We start from the raw sequence: 15,070 nt of genomic DNA, 5'->3' as shown, positions 1-15,070 counted from the left end.
CAAAGATTATGGGCACAAAGATATAAATGGCTGGCTCAGCTAGTCAGAGTAACAACCTAATGGGGGCGACACCACGATGGTGTCACCCCCATTTATGTAACTGTGTGGACTAATACCTAACGGAAATTGTCAGGATTGAAACTGCGACCTGCCTGATTGAGATACTCACCAGTACCACCATCTGTAGGGTCTAGATAAGGCTTCAGATAAATACCGTGATGCTGCGTGGAGGAACGACCTCCAAAAATCTCATCCACCGCTCCCAAAATCTCACTATCCAAAGCCCCGACTCCGAACAAATCAGTCTCGGGCAATCTTGCACCACCTACAAAGGTATTGACTGCGTTAGTACCTGTTCCGGCATCCGCTAGGGTAATGTTAGAAAAGACAGCATCCCGTGTTGCTACTGGGTCTTGACCGGGGGGTACAGTAAAGACGATGCGGCAAGATTCTAATGATTCTTCAGTAGTCGCACACACCGTGTTGTAACCATTTTCAACATCTGTACGTAGCTCGACAAGACCGTCAGGACGATACTCCTCTAGTCGGGCACTAATAGTCTCACAACGACGTTCAGGAGTCCAGCCACCACCCATCTCTGCGGGCACAGCCCAAGGATATGCTTGACCAGGCTCACTCTTGGGACGATACATGACTGTGTACTCACCATCTTGAATCTCACAGGTAAACCGAGAGCTAACAGGTTCAGGAGCCTCTTCACCGTCATTGGCTAAAACCAAACCACCCCCCAGAGTAGGCCCCAATGTCACACTTAAGGCAAGTACGCTGACCTTAGTGATCGATAGGATATGGGAGAAGGGGAGAATTTTCAAACCTGAAATCTGAGGCATTGTCATCCAGCCCATGATTCGCTCCTTATTACCGTAAACTTAGCCGATGTCTCCTCACTGAGACTAACGTAGCGTAATGAGGAGGGTATCGAGTGAGGGCCAGTGCGTAAATTGGCTACGTAGTTTGTAGTAAACAGGTTGAGGTTAATAGTTCTTAGTTTTGAATGATGAATTATGAGAGTTGGCGTCCTTTATTTGGCCCTAACTTGCCGTAAAGCAAGTGACTTAGGAAGCAAAAATTAATTAATTTCCAAATTTTGGATGTACAGACGTTCCATGGAACGTCTCTTCAGCATTTACTTTTGGAATTTATTTATGGCTTGCTCCTTAGAACTCAAAACCCATACTTCACAATCTATTTACCGTGGCAATGTTTAAACTTCTTACCGCTCCCACACCAACAGGGTTGATTACGTTTTGGTAGTATCGGCGGCAGCATCTCACCATCTAGATAAAACCAGCGACCCTTTTCTTTGGTAAACCTGGAACGTTCATGCAGTTGGCCCCACTCTGGCTGGCTGTGAACGGCCATAAATTCCACTTGGCCAACGGTGTCATTAGCACGGCCTTTGCGGGTGCTGACCACGGTCAGGGATTGCCAAACCGTAGTCTTAATACTTTTAAGCAGGTTAATGCGATCGTCAAACGTCCGCTTGGTTGGATGATGGGTAGCGAGTAGATAATCCACATTACCCTCGCAATAGGCTGTATATCGCGATCGCATTAAAGCCTCTGCCGTAGGTGCTACATCGCCCCCTATCAAATAGGGCTCACAGCACCTGGCATAGGCAGATCCACTTCCACAAGGGCAAAGATTTAAAAGCATTGACGGCAAGATTGAAGCATATAGCCGCCAGACTACCAGACATAGGGTTGAACAAGGCTAACCCCATACACAAACAGGTGTAGTCCTACCAAGAATTTTTGCCACAAAACCGCTACTCTAGTCTATTTCCAAGCTATCGACACTTAATGGCACTAATTCATGATCCGTTGTAAACGCCATCCACATCTCCTCTTCAGGCTCAATGGTGACTCCAGTTAGGGCACAGCGCTCACGACGTTGCGCTTCGGCAGCCATAATGGCACGAATTTGCTGACGCTGTATCTGAAAGCCAGGATCATCGGAATGTTGACGCACATAATCCCACAGCACCTCGCGTACCAGTGACTGATACCCACGACTGCCTGCCAGGGTTTTGAGCTTATCAATCAGCTCCCGCTCGAAACGGATGCTAGTGACTTGCATATCAGTAGTGGGCAGCTTGGTATTCAGGCTCATTAATCGTTTTTAGGAATTATATAAAATGGACACTTACATACTACAGTTGTAGTACAAAAAGTTCGAAACCGTAAGTCTGAGTTTACATCCCCTATGGAATTTTTTTCTGTACTGGTTTAAGGCAAACGCCATAATATCCCAATGTACTTCTACTACAGTAGCGTTCAGCTCCATGCCTCTAGCCACTACTAGGACAGGTTACAAACTGGTTGTTCGATTGCTTTAATCTTAAAGAACATTTGCAGAATTGACTCATTTTAATAGGCCATTTCACGTATCGCTCTCGAATTTTGACAGATGTGACAAATCGTACATATCAAGAGCTTTTTCTCTGGGTAAAGGCCAATCAAAAAGATTGTTCTCAATAACCATCAAAGCTAATTAAATCAAAGCAAACCGTTCTTAAAAAGATCAGCTAGAATTGCGAAATCAGCAACATACTGCCTGTGTATAATATGTGTCACATATCTAGGCAATCTTTAGGAAATTGCCCATGAATATTTGCAACGGTGCAAGCATCAATAACCACAGGTAATTTAGGTCCCCCCAACCTAATCCGCCCAAAATTCTAAAGACATTTGACATTTTGCTGCCTGAAAGCATTAGCCAGGTGAGCAGATGCCCCCCCCATAGATTATTTCCACAATGTGCAGAAATACTTACTGTCACGCCTAAGCCAACTGAGTAAGCTAGATATACAGGATGATCGTCCTAAGCTCATAGTTAAGATACCCCTAAATCCATGTTTAGCGATGTAATTCAAATAAGAAACCAAACCTTTAATAAGGGGATCTAATAAAGTTCAATCGTTATCGATCTATAACCATAACGAAACAGTAGCATTTTGATAGCTGCATTTTGAACGCGTTGGTCAACCTCAACGTAACTATTGATTAATTTAATTTGTTCATTAGCTGACAGGGATCGCCATGACTACTAATCGGCAAGGACCTTACCTCGTTGGGGATAATAAAAAGCAGTCCTATTCTGGGCGTTTACATCAGCGTCTAGATGAGGCGATGCAAGAAGGCACTGAAGTTCAGGTTCGCCTTCCTTGGGGGGGGTTAAGTGGTGTTCCTGTATACCTGGACGATACCTGTGTTGAAATCGTTTATGTTCACGTATACGAGCCTGATGAAGACGATGAGCCCGACGACGAAGTCTCTCGCCGAACCGTTTGGCTAGTGCGTCTGGAAGAGATCAGTGCCGTCTCATTTGTCAGTGAAAGCTGGTCGAAAGAACGTTTGGAAAAGTTATTCATTCCAGACAAGAAGGAAGATGCCTCCTCAGCTCAAGATGTAAGTACTGAAGAATCAACCGACTCAATCGACTAAATTATTACCATTGCTTATCCTCGGGAGGATTTGATCTGCAAGATATGAGGGCTAAGGTAATTTTGCTAGATCAACTCATCCCTAAATCAGCAATGATATTTAATTCTTGTCACATGAAAACAATTAGTGGGTAAGCCAGTGGCTGATCACTCACTAATTGTTTTTTATTCAGAACACAAATTTCTTGATAACCCAATCCTTTGCGCGTCTAATTGCTTCACTTCGGCTATAGGCCTTGGGTACAGCTACCGCACTGCCTGTAGCATAGTCAACCCAGGCTGTATAAATCGTTGCTCCCAGATAGGTGCCACGGGTAATTTGGATCGTCACACCGCGATAGGGAAAGGAAAAAACAGGATTGATATAGTCGGGGTCAGCAATATGCATAATATGGCAAAGTGACCGTGGCACTCGTTTTTTATAACCCAATTCAGCCCTCTCTATGGCCATCGAAATTGTCCGTTGCGAACTTTCGGCCTACGATTCTGCCATTCGTACCATCCGCGAAACCGTATTTGTAGCTGAGCAAGGTGTACCTGTAGAACTTGAGATGGATGACCGTGACCCCATTGCCAAGCATGTACTGGCCTTGGTTGACGGCTGCCCTGCAGGCACAGCCCGCCTAGACATCCGTCATGATGGAAAAATTGGTCGCCTAGCCGTATTACCTAGCTTTCGACGTCGAGGACTGGGACGGCGAATCATGGAAGAAATCGAATCTATTGGTCGCGACCATCAGCTATCTCAACTATGGTGCCATGCACAGAAAATGGCAGTCCCGTTTTATCAATCCCTGGGCTATGACATTACGAGCCCTGAGTTTTTAGAAGCTGGCATTGTTCATTGCAAAATGAGCAAAACTTTCCCCACCTAGGCATAAAGGTCAGCTACATAATCACCATAGCCGTTATAAATCAACGTATCCTGCTTTTCCCAATCCCATGCTTCGCCTGCACCCACCAAGCGTTCTCGTTTCTGTGACCAGCGGGGATGAGGGACGTCAGGCTCAACATTAGCCTCAAATTTGTATTCGTTGGGAGAAATTGTATTCCAATAGGTGGCTGGTTGCTCTGCTAGGAACTCGATTTTGACAATGGATTTAGCGCCTTTAAAGCCATACTTCCAGGGCACCACCATACGAATCGGAGCACCGTGCTGTTTGGGCATGGTGCGACCGTAGATACCCACAGCAAAGAAGGCTAGGTCATTGGCCATTTCCTCAATGCGTAACCCCTCGTGATAAGGCCAAGGTAAGTTTGAGAACGATATTGAGGGACCTTCGGTAATGTTCTCGTCATAGAACGATTCAAAGCGCACAAATTTGGCATCTGATGTCGGTTCTACATCTTCTAAAACTTTACGCATGGGAAACCCTAACCAGGGAACCACCATGGCCCACGCTTCAACACAGCGAAATCGATAGATGCGTTCTTCTAGAGGAAACCTATTATAGAGATCGTCTAGATCATAGGTTTTAGGGTTTTTGACTAACCCTGAAACCTCCAGTTTCCAGGGATCTGTGGGCAGTCTTTGGGCATTCGACCAGATATTCTTAGTAAGGCCAAATTCATAAAAGTTGTTGTAACGACTGGCAAATAATTGGTTAGTCACCGAACGCCCAGCATCTGCAAATACCGAATTCGTTGTGAAATTACTGAGGGGGTCACCAAACGTGCTGGCTAGTTCCTCGGTCCCTTGTGCAGTTAAAGGGCGACCGGTACAGCTCGTAGCCGCAATCCCCAGCCCCACACCAGCCAAGTTCTTTAGAAAGCGACGACGGTTTAGGTAAGCAGCTTTTGACGTTGCGAATTTTTCAGGCAATTGCCAGTTGGGACGAATGTGGATAAAGCTCATGACTTCGGCGAACAGAGAACGTGACAAATGCAGCTGCTGATAGATTAACGTATGCACCTGAGGCCTAAATGAGCAGAAACTGAATGACAGCAGTAGGCGAACCGCACTGTGGCACAATAAAACCTAGTCGTTAAATAACCCTGCATTTAAGAAGCCCTGTGAGTACTGCTACCTCTACCCGGCGCGCCGTTTTTCCCTTTACTGCGGTAATCGGCCAAGAAGATATGAAACTGGCCCTGATCTTGAATGTCATTGACCCTAAGATCGGCGGGGTGATGATCATGGGTGATCGCGGTACTGGCAAGTCCACGACAATCCGTGCCTTGGCAGACCTGCTGCCTGAGATCAGTGTGGTAGAGAACGATCCGTTTAACCGTGAGCCTCAAGATCCTGAGGTTAAGCGTGAGTACGAAGGTCAGTCTATTCCAAAAGGAACCATGAAAGTACCCATGGTGGACCTTCCCCTGGGTGCAACTGAAGACCGTGTATGCGGCACTATTGACATTGAAAAAGCACTATCTGAGGGTGTTAAAGCTTTTGAACCTGGTCTGCTGGCTAAAGCTAATCGCGGCTTACTATATGTAGATGAGGTCAATTTATTAGATGACCACCTGGTAGACGTACTGCTAGACTCTGCTGCATCAGGACGTAACACCGTAGAACGTGAGGGTATTTCCATTCGTCACCCCGCCCAGTTTGTATTGATTGGCTCGGGTAATCCTGAGGAAGGTGAACTTCGCCCTCAGCTGCTGGACCGATTTGGCATGCACGCTGAAATTCGTACCGTGAAGGACCCCGTCCAGCGCGTTCAGATTGTGGAACAGCGCTCTGAATTCGACCAAGACCCCGACGCATTTTTGGCTAAGTACGATGCTGAGCAGAAGGCTTTGCAGGACAAAATCGTTAGTGCACAACAACGACTCAAGGATGTCACCATTGACAAAGAGTATAAATTGCAAGTGTCTCAAGTATGCTCTGAGCTAGATGTGGATGGCCTGCGAGGCGATATTGTATCTAACCGGGCAGCGAAGGCGCTTGCCGCTTACGAAGGCCGCACTGAAGTAACCCTTGACGATATCCAAACAGTGATTGCCCTTTGCCTGCGCCATCGTCTGCGCAAAGATCCGCTGGAGTCCATCGACTCGGGATACAAGGTGGAGAAAACCTTTGGTAATGTCTTTGGCGTTACTATCCCTGATCCGTCTACCAATGGTCGTACTCCCGTAGGTGCTCGATAAATGCGCAAACGAATCCTAGGACTGGACCCTGGTTTAGCCATTTTAGGATTCGGCATTCTTGAATATGATCCAGCAACCACCCGAGATCTGAAACCAGATCTCGCGGTGGTCGATTTTGGTATTATCGAAACTCCAGCAGGGACCGAGGTCGGTTCACGGTTGTGTACGATTTACGAAGATCTCAACAGTTTGATTGAGACTTATCATCCCGATTCTGTTTCCATTGAAAAATTGTTTTTTTATCGCATGGGCAACACAATTTTGGTAGCCCAGGCGAGAGGTGTTGTCATGTTGGTGTTAGCCCAGCATAAATTACCTTTTGTGGAGTTTACCCCAGCCCAAATTAAGCAGTCTCTTACAGGTTATGGCAACGCTGATAAACAAGATGTACAGGAAGCTGTCAAGCGAGAATTAAAACTTGAGAAGATTCCCCGTCCAGATGATGCTGCTGATGCATTGGCCGTTGCAATGACGGGTTGGTTTAATTTAGGTTGAAGCAACAATATTCCAAAATATTGGGGATGTTAAATATTAGGGGATATTTAAGACAGTGGGGCATCCACCAAGGAATGCCCCGGCAAAATTTGGGTATTATGAGGATGAGCGTATTTTCTCTGACCAAATACGGGTGGGTAGACCCCAAACGTAGATAAAGCCTTCGGCGGCTTTGTGATCAAACTGGTCATCTGCGCCGTAGGTGGCTAGTTCCTCTGTGTAGAGAGCGTTAGTGGATTTACGTCCCACGATGGTGGCATTGCCTTTGAAGAGTTTTAGACGAACGGTGCCAGAAACTTGCTCTTGGGTTTTGTCGATAAAGGCATCAAGAGCTGCCTTAAGGGGACTGAACCAGAGACCATTGTAGACAAGCTCGCTGTAGGTTTGTTCAATGCCACGCTTATATTGAGTGACATCGGCCAGCAGGGTGAGACTTTCAAGATCGCGGTGGGCAGCAAGTAGGGTAATCAGAGCCGGGGTTTCGTAGATTTCGCGAGATTTGATACCCACCAGCCGGTTTTCGAGCAGATCAAGACGACCAATGCCGTGATTGCCTGCAATATCGTTGAGCTGGCTAATCAGATCCACCGGGCTCAGGCTGTTGTCGTTGATGCCGACAGGAATCCCTTTTTCAAAGTTAATTTCAATGTACTCGGGTTCGGCGGGGGTATCGGCAATGGCCTTAGTCAGGGTATACACTTCTTCCGGGGGTTCGGCCCACGGATCTTCGAGGATACCGGCTTCAATGCTGCGGCCTAGCAGGTTGCGATCAATGCTGTAAGGGGAAGACTTTTTGACTGGGAAGGTGAGGCCAAACTTCTCTCCGTAGGCGATGGCTTCTTCACGACTCATGCCCCATTCGCGGGCAGGAGCCAGAACTTTGAGGTTGGGATTGAGGGCCGCGATCGCAACATCAAACCGTACCTGGTCATTACCTTTACCTGTACACCCATGGGCCACTGCATCCGCCCCATATTTTTCCGCAGCAGCTACCAGTTCCTTGGCAATGAGTGGTCGGGCCAGGGACGTTGACAGCGGATAGCGATCCTCATAGAGGGCATTGGCTTTAATTGCCGGAAACGCATAGTCCGTCACAAATGTTTCGGTCACATTGGCCACTAGCGACTCCTTCACGCCTGCGGCCTGTGCCTTTTTCTGAATTGGGCCGAGTTCTTCACCCTGACCTAGATCCGCCGCCAGAGTAATGACCTCTTTGACGCCAAATTCATTTTTCAAGTAGGGAATGCACACAGTCGTGTCCACACCGCCAGAATAGGCTAGTACAACCCGTTCAGCCCGACCCATAGTTTTAACCTAGAAATAAAATCACAGCCATTTATTATTGCAGTTTAAGAAGGCTCAAGGTATCTAGATTCTTGATATTTGCGATTAAATCGTGACACGCCAATTATTACGGACAAGAGTGAGAAGGCCAACAAACTTGCCTGAGATAGTCTGACCAGACCGTTATCATAGAGGGCAATGCCCCTAATCATGTATCCATGTATTTCAGTGTTGTTATTCCCGCATACAACCGCAGACCCATTCTAGAAAAATGCCTGCGGGCCATGGAACACCAGATAGTTCGCCCCAATACACAAATCAAAGGGTATGAAATCGTGGTGGTGGATGATGGCTCCACTGATGGCACCGTTGAGTGGTTACGGTCTGAACAATTTCCCCATGTCAAACTCTACGAGCAAAACCACAGGGGCGCTGCCGTTGCCCGTAACCTGGGAGTAGAGAAGGCCATCGGCGATACCATCATTTTTATCGATAGCGATTTAGTGGTGCTCGATGGCTTTTTACAGCACCATGCCGATGCCCTAACCAAGCATTACACTAGTCAGGGCAATGACCGCGTATTTACCTATGGGCGAGTGGTGAATACCTGCAATTTTGACGAACCTACGTCAGAACCCTTTAAGGTGACGGACTATTCCCAAGCCTTTTTTGCAACAGGGAATGTTGCGATCGCAAAACATTGGCTCACTGAAGCAGGATTATTTGATACCCAGTTCACCCAATATGGCTGGGAAGACTTAGAACTGGGCGTACGCCTCAAAAACTTAGGGCTAAAGCTAGTCAAATGCCCGGAAGCCGTAGGGTATCACTGGCATCCACCCTTCAGCCTGGACGATTTACCCCGACTCATTGATGTAGAAATCCAGCGGGCACGCATGGGCGTCGTGTTTTATCAAAAACACCCCACCCTGGACGTGCGTATGATGATTCAAATGACCTGGTTACATCGGTTGCTATGGGGCCTGCTTTCCCTGGGTGGTCTGCTGAACGAACGCACACTCAAACCTTTATTGCAGTGGCTGATTGACCAAGGACGTCCTCAGCTTTCCCTAGAAGTCGCCCGCATTTTTCTGAACTGGTATAACGTCAACGCTGTCTATGCGGCCTATCGAGAGCAGCCATAGCGCGCAGGCGTACCCCTATGGGTGAGGCTATACTAACTTAAATTTATCTATTATTTAGATAGGCATCGTATATAAAGCCTACTTAAGCTTAACCTAGGTTCCGTAGACGCACGGTGAAACTGACACAAGCTACGTATTCATACGCTACCAGGAAAGCTATACACGTCGTACACTTTGACAACTCAATTTTTTGGCTTGATTTTATAATCCTTTTGAGGATTCTGTACCCACAGATACACCAGTCTTCATCCGTAGTAGCTAGGTTGATATGAAAATCAAAATATTAAAAAACGTATAGCGACCATCTCTAACTGCTCTTATTATGAATTCTGACAACGTTCAACTATTTCGTATGCTAATTGAAGCCGGGGCTCAACCGGGGGAGGATTTCTCCTATGACCTCAGTCAAGGAACTTGTCACATTAACGAGCGCGGCTTTATTTTGCTGCAAACTGCATTTCCCGATATTAACTGGCATGAAATCTCTAACGTCATTGAACGGGATTTAGATAGTCCTGTGCAAAGACTGAATCAACATCTCGGCGTTGATTTTCTAGCAACCGTCCTACAAAAACTGCAAAAGCGGCTAGAACAACTCCCCACGAACGAAGCCGCTTGGTATATGCATCAAGTTCTCGGTGGAATAGAACAGCGCACCGGAATTGCCCTCTACCAAATCATCCAACGGGATCTTCCACCAGCAATATGTCAGCAGTTGGATCAGCTACTCAAGCTTACCCCCCTCACTCCCTGCAATCTGTGGATAGAAGATCTGGTCATTGCTGCAGGGGGTGCCGCCCAAGACATTGATTATGAGGGAGGCGACGTTTTACTAAGTGAGGCTGGTGTTGAGCTGCTTACACAAGTGTGGACAGGGGAATTAGAAGTTCAAGATGATCTGGCTGCTTAGTAGCAGACTTGATGGATATTTCCAACGACTGCTCTCAAACCTTCTGAAAAAACTATGTCCATTGCGGGTAGTCGGCATCCACTATAACCATTGCGCCCGTAATATCTACAGAAGCATCACATGCCAGATATAGAGTTGCTCGGGCGATGGCTCGGGCAGCATCTTTATCGCGTTTAGCCATGTGAAATACCCTATGGGCAAGGGCAGTCTGATAACTCGATAGGGTCGCTCCACTGACGGCTACATGGGGCCAAATTAAATTAACTCGCACTCCTGACTGAGTAGTGCCGTCGGCAATGTCACGGGTCATTGCCATCATCCAACCCCGGCTTATTCCCTCTACAACGTGCATTCCTTTATGGGGATAGGGCACAATGTTGATAATTGACCCCGTGGCCGAACGCTGCAAAAACGGCAAAGCATACTGGCTGAACAGAAAGGCTCCTTGCAAACTTAGGCCAACGATATGCTCCCATGATTCTGTAGTGAGATCTAGAACAGAGGCTTCATTCCCTAAGAGGCTAAAACTAGCGTTATTACACAAAATATCAATACGACCAAATGTAGCGATCGCATCTTTAATGACGGTTTCCACATCATTGGACACAGCCACATCCACTAGAAAAAATCTCGCCTTAGCGCCTTGTTGTTCTAAACGATGAACCAGTTTGTCACCATGGGCTTTATTGATGCCACAAAGAACTAATCTAGCCCCATGACGTGCCAACAAGCTGGCCATTCGACGCCCTACTCGACAGTCTCCTGATGTAATGAGAGCAACGCGGTTTTTCAGCAACATTATTAACCCCGTGTCCTGGCCAGTTAAAAAGATTCTATGCTTTGAAATCTTAAGGCATTATAGGGTGGTTAATTTGTAAGAAAAGAGAACTTAAAATGTAACAAAGAGATTCTTTGTAAAAAAGAAAAAAGAGATTTTCTAGCAACAGTTCCTATGTCAGTACATGAGGCTGTCAGTACATGAGGCCTGAAACAATTGAGGTTGCTCAATATGGCCGATAGTTATCCCACTAGGGGGACTACCCAGCAATAAAGTCCCAGGCTAGGGCTGTGGATGGGAAATGGGTGGTTACTTAGCTGCAAGCGCCTAAGCAACGCTGGGCCTCTAAAAAGCGCAGCCTTTTGGTAGAGGTTCAACAGTCTCTAAGCTGGGTAAAGAATCCTCAACGGGTTGAAAGCCAGACTCCACGCTACCGCCCAGCGCCTGACCACCATAATGACTCTGTAGCCCCCCCATATGCCCTCGAATGACGACCCTTTGATCGGGCTCAATGGCAACAGGTCCACCACTGCGGGTAAACGGCTGCTCATTGACATGACTGTGGGCCAAAATACGTCGATAAATGAGATCGCCTGATTGAGCATCAACCACTTCCCACCAATCAGAATACTGCTCACACCCGGTATCAGCACTGCTAATGGTTACGGCAAATGTGTAGTTGCCTGCTTCACCAGTAACGGCGACTGCGTCTATATCAGCCACAGGGAGACCGCTAGCATCGGTAGGGTTTGTCGAAAGAGGTTCAACCACAGGTTCAGCCACTGTCTCAGGTACAGGAGTCGGTGCAGAGTCTAGCCTACTGGGATCTGGAGATCCCGTACAGGCCAACATCGGCAAAAGTAAAAGTAAATATAAAACTCTATGCATGGGCTTGAGCGTATGAATTGAGGCAGTAACTGTACTTAAACCGCTGCTGCCACAGGTAACTGGGTCAAGATGTCTACCCCTTCTTTAGTCACCACAACTGTGTGTTCAAACTGAGCGGTTAGAGCTCGATCTTTGGTAATGGCAGTCCAGCCATCAGCCAATAATTCAACGTCATAGGTACCCACATTAATCATGGGTTCAATGGTAAATACCATACCGGTTGCCAACTTTTTCCCTTTGCCAGCTGTACCGTAGTGAGGGATTTGAGGTTCTGTATGAAAAATGCGGTGGACGCCGTGCCCGACAAAGTCACGCACCACAGAAAACCCTTCTGCTTCCGCGTAGGTCTGAATGGCAGCCCCGATATCACCAATGCGGGCACCGGGTTTAACGGCTTTGATCCCACGGTACATACTTTCTTGGGTGACCTCCACTAATCGGCGCGCTTGGGGTGAGACATCGCCCACTAAGAAGGTACGGGAGGTATCGCCATGGTAACCGTTCAAAATGGGGGTGACGTCAATGTTGATAATGTCACCGTCTTGCAAAATTTGCTTGGCATTAGGAATACCATGACAAACGACTTCGTTGACGCTGGTACAGATAGACTTGGGAAATGGCTCAACGCCCTCGCCACCAGGGTATCCCAGGGGAGCACTCTTGGCATTATGAGCCTGGGTCCAACGCTCAGCCTCGTCATTAAGTTCCAGGGTGCTAACACCGGGTTTAACCATTGGCTCAAGGTGATCCAATAGACGCGCAGCTAGCTGGCAAGCCTTACGCATCTGTTCAATTTCCCGTTTTGATAGCCGAATGATTCCTTTGAAAGCAGCGTCCACAATAGTTTCGTTCAATGGTTGTCTATCGAATGGGCGTCACCCCACTTACCTCACTCTAGCGCTATTGCCATCCTCTAGCCGCTAGATAATGAAAAATTGATTAAAAATTAGGAGTCATACCTATAGAGAATCAAGGGTTGGGAATTCAGATTTATATTTCAAGGGATGTGATACAAAGGGACGACGTTAAAGCATTGGTAAAGAAGAATGCACTTCTGGGCAATCTGCATTGTCTGTTTATACGTAGGGATCGAACTGTTTAACTGGGTAACCGGGCTACATTGGCTGGCGGATTTTGCACTGCCGATGTCGGTGTTAGCAGGGATAGGGCTTGCGATCGCAAGCAACACCGCCCCCAAACTTATCCAATCGGCTTCAACGACGCTCGCTGCTGACACCAGCAACTCAACGCCACTCGATGCCGCAGAAGCCGCACAACCCACCACAGCAACGGCCCCTCCAGCTCAACCCCGTACCCAAGCCGCTCCATCCATCTCGTTTACGATCAATAAAAATATCCGCCCCTAAGAATTACGATCTATACGCTTTCCTTAGGCTCTTGTAACCGCCCAATGGTGTCAGTCACTGCCTGACGGGGCATCAGACGATTGGTAAACACCAATAGACGGTTGAAAATACCATGAACAGCCACCACCTGGTTACGCCCTAAGGCATCATAGCCAAACTGAGCCACATCTGTAGCATTGGGTAGCTTTAGCTGCTTAAAGAACTCTATATCGCCCAGATTGGCCCGAGCTTGAAAGTCAGTACCACGGGTCGGGCCAGGACACAGCACCATGGCCGTCACCCCTGTCCCCTTGACTTCATGGGCTAAGGCCTCAGTAAACGACATGACATAGGACTTACTGGCGTAGTAGGCGGCCATATAGGGACCAGGCTGAAATGCAGCCGTTGATGCCACATTGAGAATTTTGCCGTAGCCCCGCTCCAACATCGGCGGCAAAAACAGCCGTGTCAAATGGGTCAAGGTGACCATATTAAGCTGCAATAGGGCACTGTGTTTAGCCCAATTACAGTCGGCAAAGGGACCATAATCGGCAAAGCCTGCGTTGTTGATTAGAACATCTACTGTCAGACCTTGCTGCTGGACTTGCTCAAATAGCTTCGGTGGGGATTCGGGTTGGCTCAGATCAAAACTGATCACATGGGCCTGCACATTATTGGACTGCGTAAGCTCAGCTTGAATTTGCTGTAGTTTATCGGTGCTGCGAGCCACCAAAATCAGATCGTAGTCGTTCGTGGCAAAAACCTTAGCCAGTTCGTATCCAATTCCACCAGATGCGCCCGTAATTAATGCTGTTTTTGCCATAGGTTTTAGCTCTATTTCTTCTCCACCATAGCCCTAAGATACGGCCAACCGATCCAACTATTAGGGTTCTCTTCACCCCATTCTATTTGGGCAGCAATATCTCTTCGGCAAGCCCTAATTTCGGGTAGGGTTCTCTCCCCTGGGTACAGTCAAAGCATTACGGCATCATAGTGACTGTAAGGCAAGCGAAGAGGTTCAACAGACAGACAACAGTCTCTCTTCTGCTACGACACAACACAATCGAGAACTGAGGAAACAACACATGATCGTACGCTACTGGCAACCTTTTCAAGAAATCGAAACCATCAAACAACAGCTCGATAACATTTTTGAGGATCTCACCCCCACAACAACAGATTGGATTCCCGCCGTTGATCTCGTTGATGCTGGTGATGATTATGTCCTAGAGGTGGTTCTACCGGGCATCAAGGCTGACGATATTAATATCGAAGCCAGCCGCAAGCACATTGCTATTTCAGGTGAGCGTACGGCTACTGAGGTTGGCGATGATCAGCAGATCCTCCGTCGCGAGCGTCGCTATGGTAGCTTCCAGCGTGTAGTCAATCTACCTGTAGCAGTTGATCATGAGCAAGTGAAAGCTGACTACAGCAATGGCATTTTGACAATACATGTCCCTAAAGCTGCCGAAGTTCGTAACCAGGTAGTTAAGGTAAATGTTGCTGACACAGCTGCTGAATAACGTCTTCTAGTTGTATACAGGCGTGTTTAGTTGGGAATACCTAATCACGCCTGACCCATTCTCTATGACTCTTCTCTAACTCTCCTAGTTTGGCTATGCGGCAGGTAATACCTGCCGCTTTTTTTATTGCGATGTTGGTTGC

At 47.4% G+C, this 15,070-nt stretch carries 18 protein-coding genes; 8 read left to right on the top strand and 10 right to left on the bottom strand.

Annotation, left to right across the window (positions count from 1 at the left end; genetic code table 11):
* Positions 1–116: 116 nt before the first annotated feature.
* The 3 genes from DXZ20_RS34195 to DXZ20_RS34185 form a co-directional block, all read right to left on the bottom strand.
* Positions 117–866 carry a COP23 domain-containing protein gene (locus tag DXZ20_RS34195; RefSeq protein ID WP_163660581.1) on the bottom strand — a complete coding sequence of 250 codons (750 nt, stop codon included), beginning with the start codon at positions 864–866 and terminating at the stop codon, positions 117–119.
* A gap of 340 nt (positions 867–1,206) precedes the next feature.
* Positions 1,207–1,677 (bottom strand): YchJ family protein, encoded by a 471-nt coding sequence (locus DXZ20_RS34190; RefSeq protein ID WP_163660578.1) that lies wholly within the window; start codon positions 1,675–1,677, stop codon positions 1,207–1,209.
* 117 nt (positions 1,678–1,794) lie between these two features.
* Entirely contained in the window at positions 1,795–2,133 is a 339-nt protein-coding gene (locus DXZ20_RS34185) for a hypothetical protein (RefSeq protein ID WP_006518245.1), read from the bottom strand.
* A gap of 929 nt (positions 2,134–3,062) precedes the next feature.
* Between DXZ20_RS34185 and DXZ20_RS34180 the strand changes: the two genes are divergently transcribed.
* A complete protein-coding gene (locus DXZ20_RS34180; RefSeq protein WP_163660576.1) occupies positions 3,063–3,467 on the top strand; it encodes a hypothetical protein in 405 nt (134 codons plus the stop codon).
* Positions 3,468–3,635: 168 nt separating this feature from the next.
* Here the strand turns inward: DXZ20_RS34180 and DXZ20_RS34175 are convergent, their stop codons facing one another.
* Complete coding sequence (locus DXZ20_RS34175; RefSeq protein WP_250564899.1) at positions 3,636–3,917, bottom strand: hypothetical protein; 282 nt, start codon at positions 3,915–3,917, stop codon at positions 3,636–3,638.
* On the opposite strand from DXZ20_RS34175, the gene DXZ20_RS34170 reads away from it, so the two are divergent.
* Positions 3,910–4,341: a GNAT family N-acetyltransferase gene (locus DXZ20_RS34170; RefSeq protein ID WP_163703030.1), complete on the top strand. Its 432-nt coding sequence runs from the start codon at positions 3,910–3,912 to the stop codon at positions 4,339–4,341. The genes DXZ20_RS34175 and DXZ20_RS34170 overlap by 8 nt on opposite strands.
* On the opposite strand, the gene msrP is transcribed toward DXZ20_RS34170, so the two are convergent.
* Positions 4,338–5,321 (bottom strand): protein-methionine-sulfoxide reductase catalytic subunit MsrP, encoded by a 984-nt coding sequence (gene msrP / locus DXZ20_RS34165; protein WP_163703709.1) that lies wholly within the window; start codon positions 5,319–5,321, stop codon positions 4,338–4,340. The two genes, DXZ20_RS34170 and msrP, sit on opposite strands and share 4 nt — an antisense overlap.
* Positions 5,322–5,479: 158 nt before the next feature.
* Here msrP and bchI point away from each other — a divergent pair, with 158 nt between their 5' ends.
* Together bchI and ruvC are read left to right on the top strand one after the other, a co-directional pair.
* Positions 5,480–6,559, top strand: a complete 1,080-nt coding sequence (gene bchI, locus DXZ20_RS34160) for a magnesium chelatase ATPase subunit I (RefSeq protein WP_348918748.1) — start codon at positions 5,480–5,482, stop codon at positions 6,557–6,559.
* Positions 6,560–7,054, top strand: a complete 495-nt coding sequence (gene ruvC, locus DXZ20_RS34155; RefSeq protein ID WP_163663357.1) for a crossover junction endodeoxyribonuclease RuvC — start codon at positions 6,560–6,562, stop codon at positions 7,052–7,054.
* A 96-nt stretch (positions 7,055–7,150) separates the two neighbouring features.
* On the opposite strand, the gene DXZ20_RS34150 is transcribed toward ruvC, so the two are convergent.
* A complete protein-coding gene (locus DXZ20_RS34150) occupies positions 7,151–8,359 on the bottom strand; it encodes an argininosuccinate synthase (protein WP_163703029.1) in 1,209 nt (402 codons plus the stop codon).
* A 197-nt stretch (positions 8,360–8,556) separates the two neighbouring features.
* On the opposite strand from DXZ20_RS34150, the gene DXZ20_RS34145 reads away from it, so the two are divergent.
* Both DXZ20_RS34145 and DXZ20_RS34140 read left to right on the top strand, forming a co-directional pair.
* On the top strand, positions 8,557–9,483 hold the full coding sequence (locus DXZ20_RS34145) for a glycosyltransferase family 2 protein (protein WP_163663361.1): 927 nt from the start codon (positions 8,557–8,559) through the stop codon (positions 9,481–9,483).
* 322 nt (positions 9,484–9,805) lie between these two features.
* A complete protein-coding gene (locus DXZ20_RS34140) occupies positions 9,806–10,393 on the top strand; it encodes a protein kinase family protein (RefSeq protein ID WP_163703028.1) in 588 nt (195 codons plus the stop codon).
* 52 nt (positions 10,394–10,445) lie between these two features.
* On the opposite strand, the gene DXZ20_RS34135 is transcribed toward DXZ20_RS34140, so the two are convergent.
* The 3 genes from DXZ20_RS34135 to map all read right to left on the bottom strand — a co-directional run bounded on the left by DXZ20_RS34135 (position 10,446) and on the right by map (position 12,913).
* Entirely contained in the window at positions 10,446–11,192 is a 747-nt protein-coding gene (locus tag DXZ20_RS34135; protein WP_163703027.1) for an SDR family NAD(P)-dependent oxidoreductase, read from the bottom strand.
* Between the two features lie 324 nt (positions 11,193–11,516).
* Positions 11,517–12,059: a hypothetical protein gene (locus DXZ20_RS34130; RefSeq protein ID WP_250566026.1), complete on the bottom strand. Its 543-nt coding sequence runs from the start codon at positions 12,057–12,059 to the stop codon at positions 11,517–11,519.
* Positions 12,060–12,094: 35 nt separating this feature from the next.
* A complete protein-coding gene (map, locus tag DXZ20_RS34125) occupies positions 12,095–12,913 on the bottom strand; it encodes a type I methionyl aminopeptidase (protein ID WP_284681703.1) in 819 nt (272 codons plus the stop codon).
* A 192-nt stretch (positions 12,914–13,105) separates the two neighbouring features.
* On the opposite strand from map, the gene DXZ20_RS34120 reads away from it, so the two are divergent.
* Positions 13,106–13,426 carry a hypothetical protein gene (locus DXZ20_RS34120; protein WP_163703026.1) on the top strand — a complete coding sequence of 107 codons (321 nt, stop codon included), beginning with the start codon at positions 13,106–13,108 and terminating at the stop codon, positions 13,424–13,426.
* Positions 13,427–13,436: 10 nt separating this feature from the next.
* On the opposite strand, the gene DXZ20_RS34115 is transcribed toward DXZ20_RS34120, so the two are convergent.
* Positions 13,437–14,228, bottom strand: coding sequence for an SDR family NAD(P)-dependent oxidoreductase (locus DXZ20_RS34115; RefSeq protein ID WP_163703025.1), 792 nt, complete (start codon positions 14,226–14,228; stop codon positions 13,437–13,439).
* Positions 14,229–14,490: 262 nt separating this feature from the next.
* Here DXZ20_RS34115 and DXZ20_RS34110 point away from each other — a divergent pair, with 262 nt between their 5' ends.
* Entirely contained in the window at positions 14,491–14,928 is a 438-nt protein-coding gene (locus DXZ20_RS34110) for an Hsp20/alpha crystallin family protein (protein WP_163703024.1), read from the top strand.
* Positions 14,929–15,070 lie beyond the last annotated feature (142 nt).

Source organism: Adonisia turfae CCMR0081, assembly GCF_011009555.1.
In the GTDB taxonomy this organism is placed as follows: Bacteria; Cyanobacteriota; Cyanobacteriia; order Phormidesmidales; family Phormidesmidaceae; genus Leptothoe; species Leptothoe turfae.
This window is presented reverse-complemented; position numbering and strand designations above follow the sequence as displayed.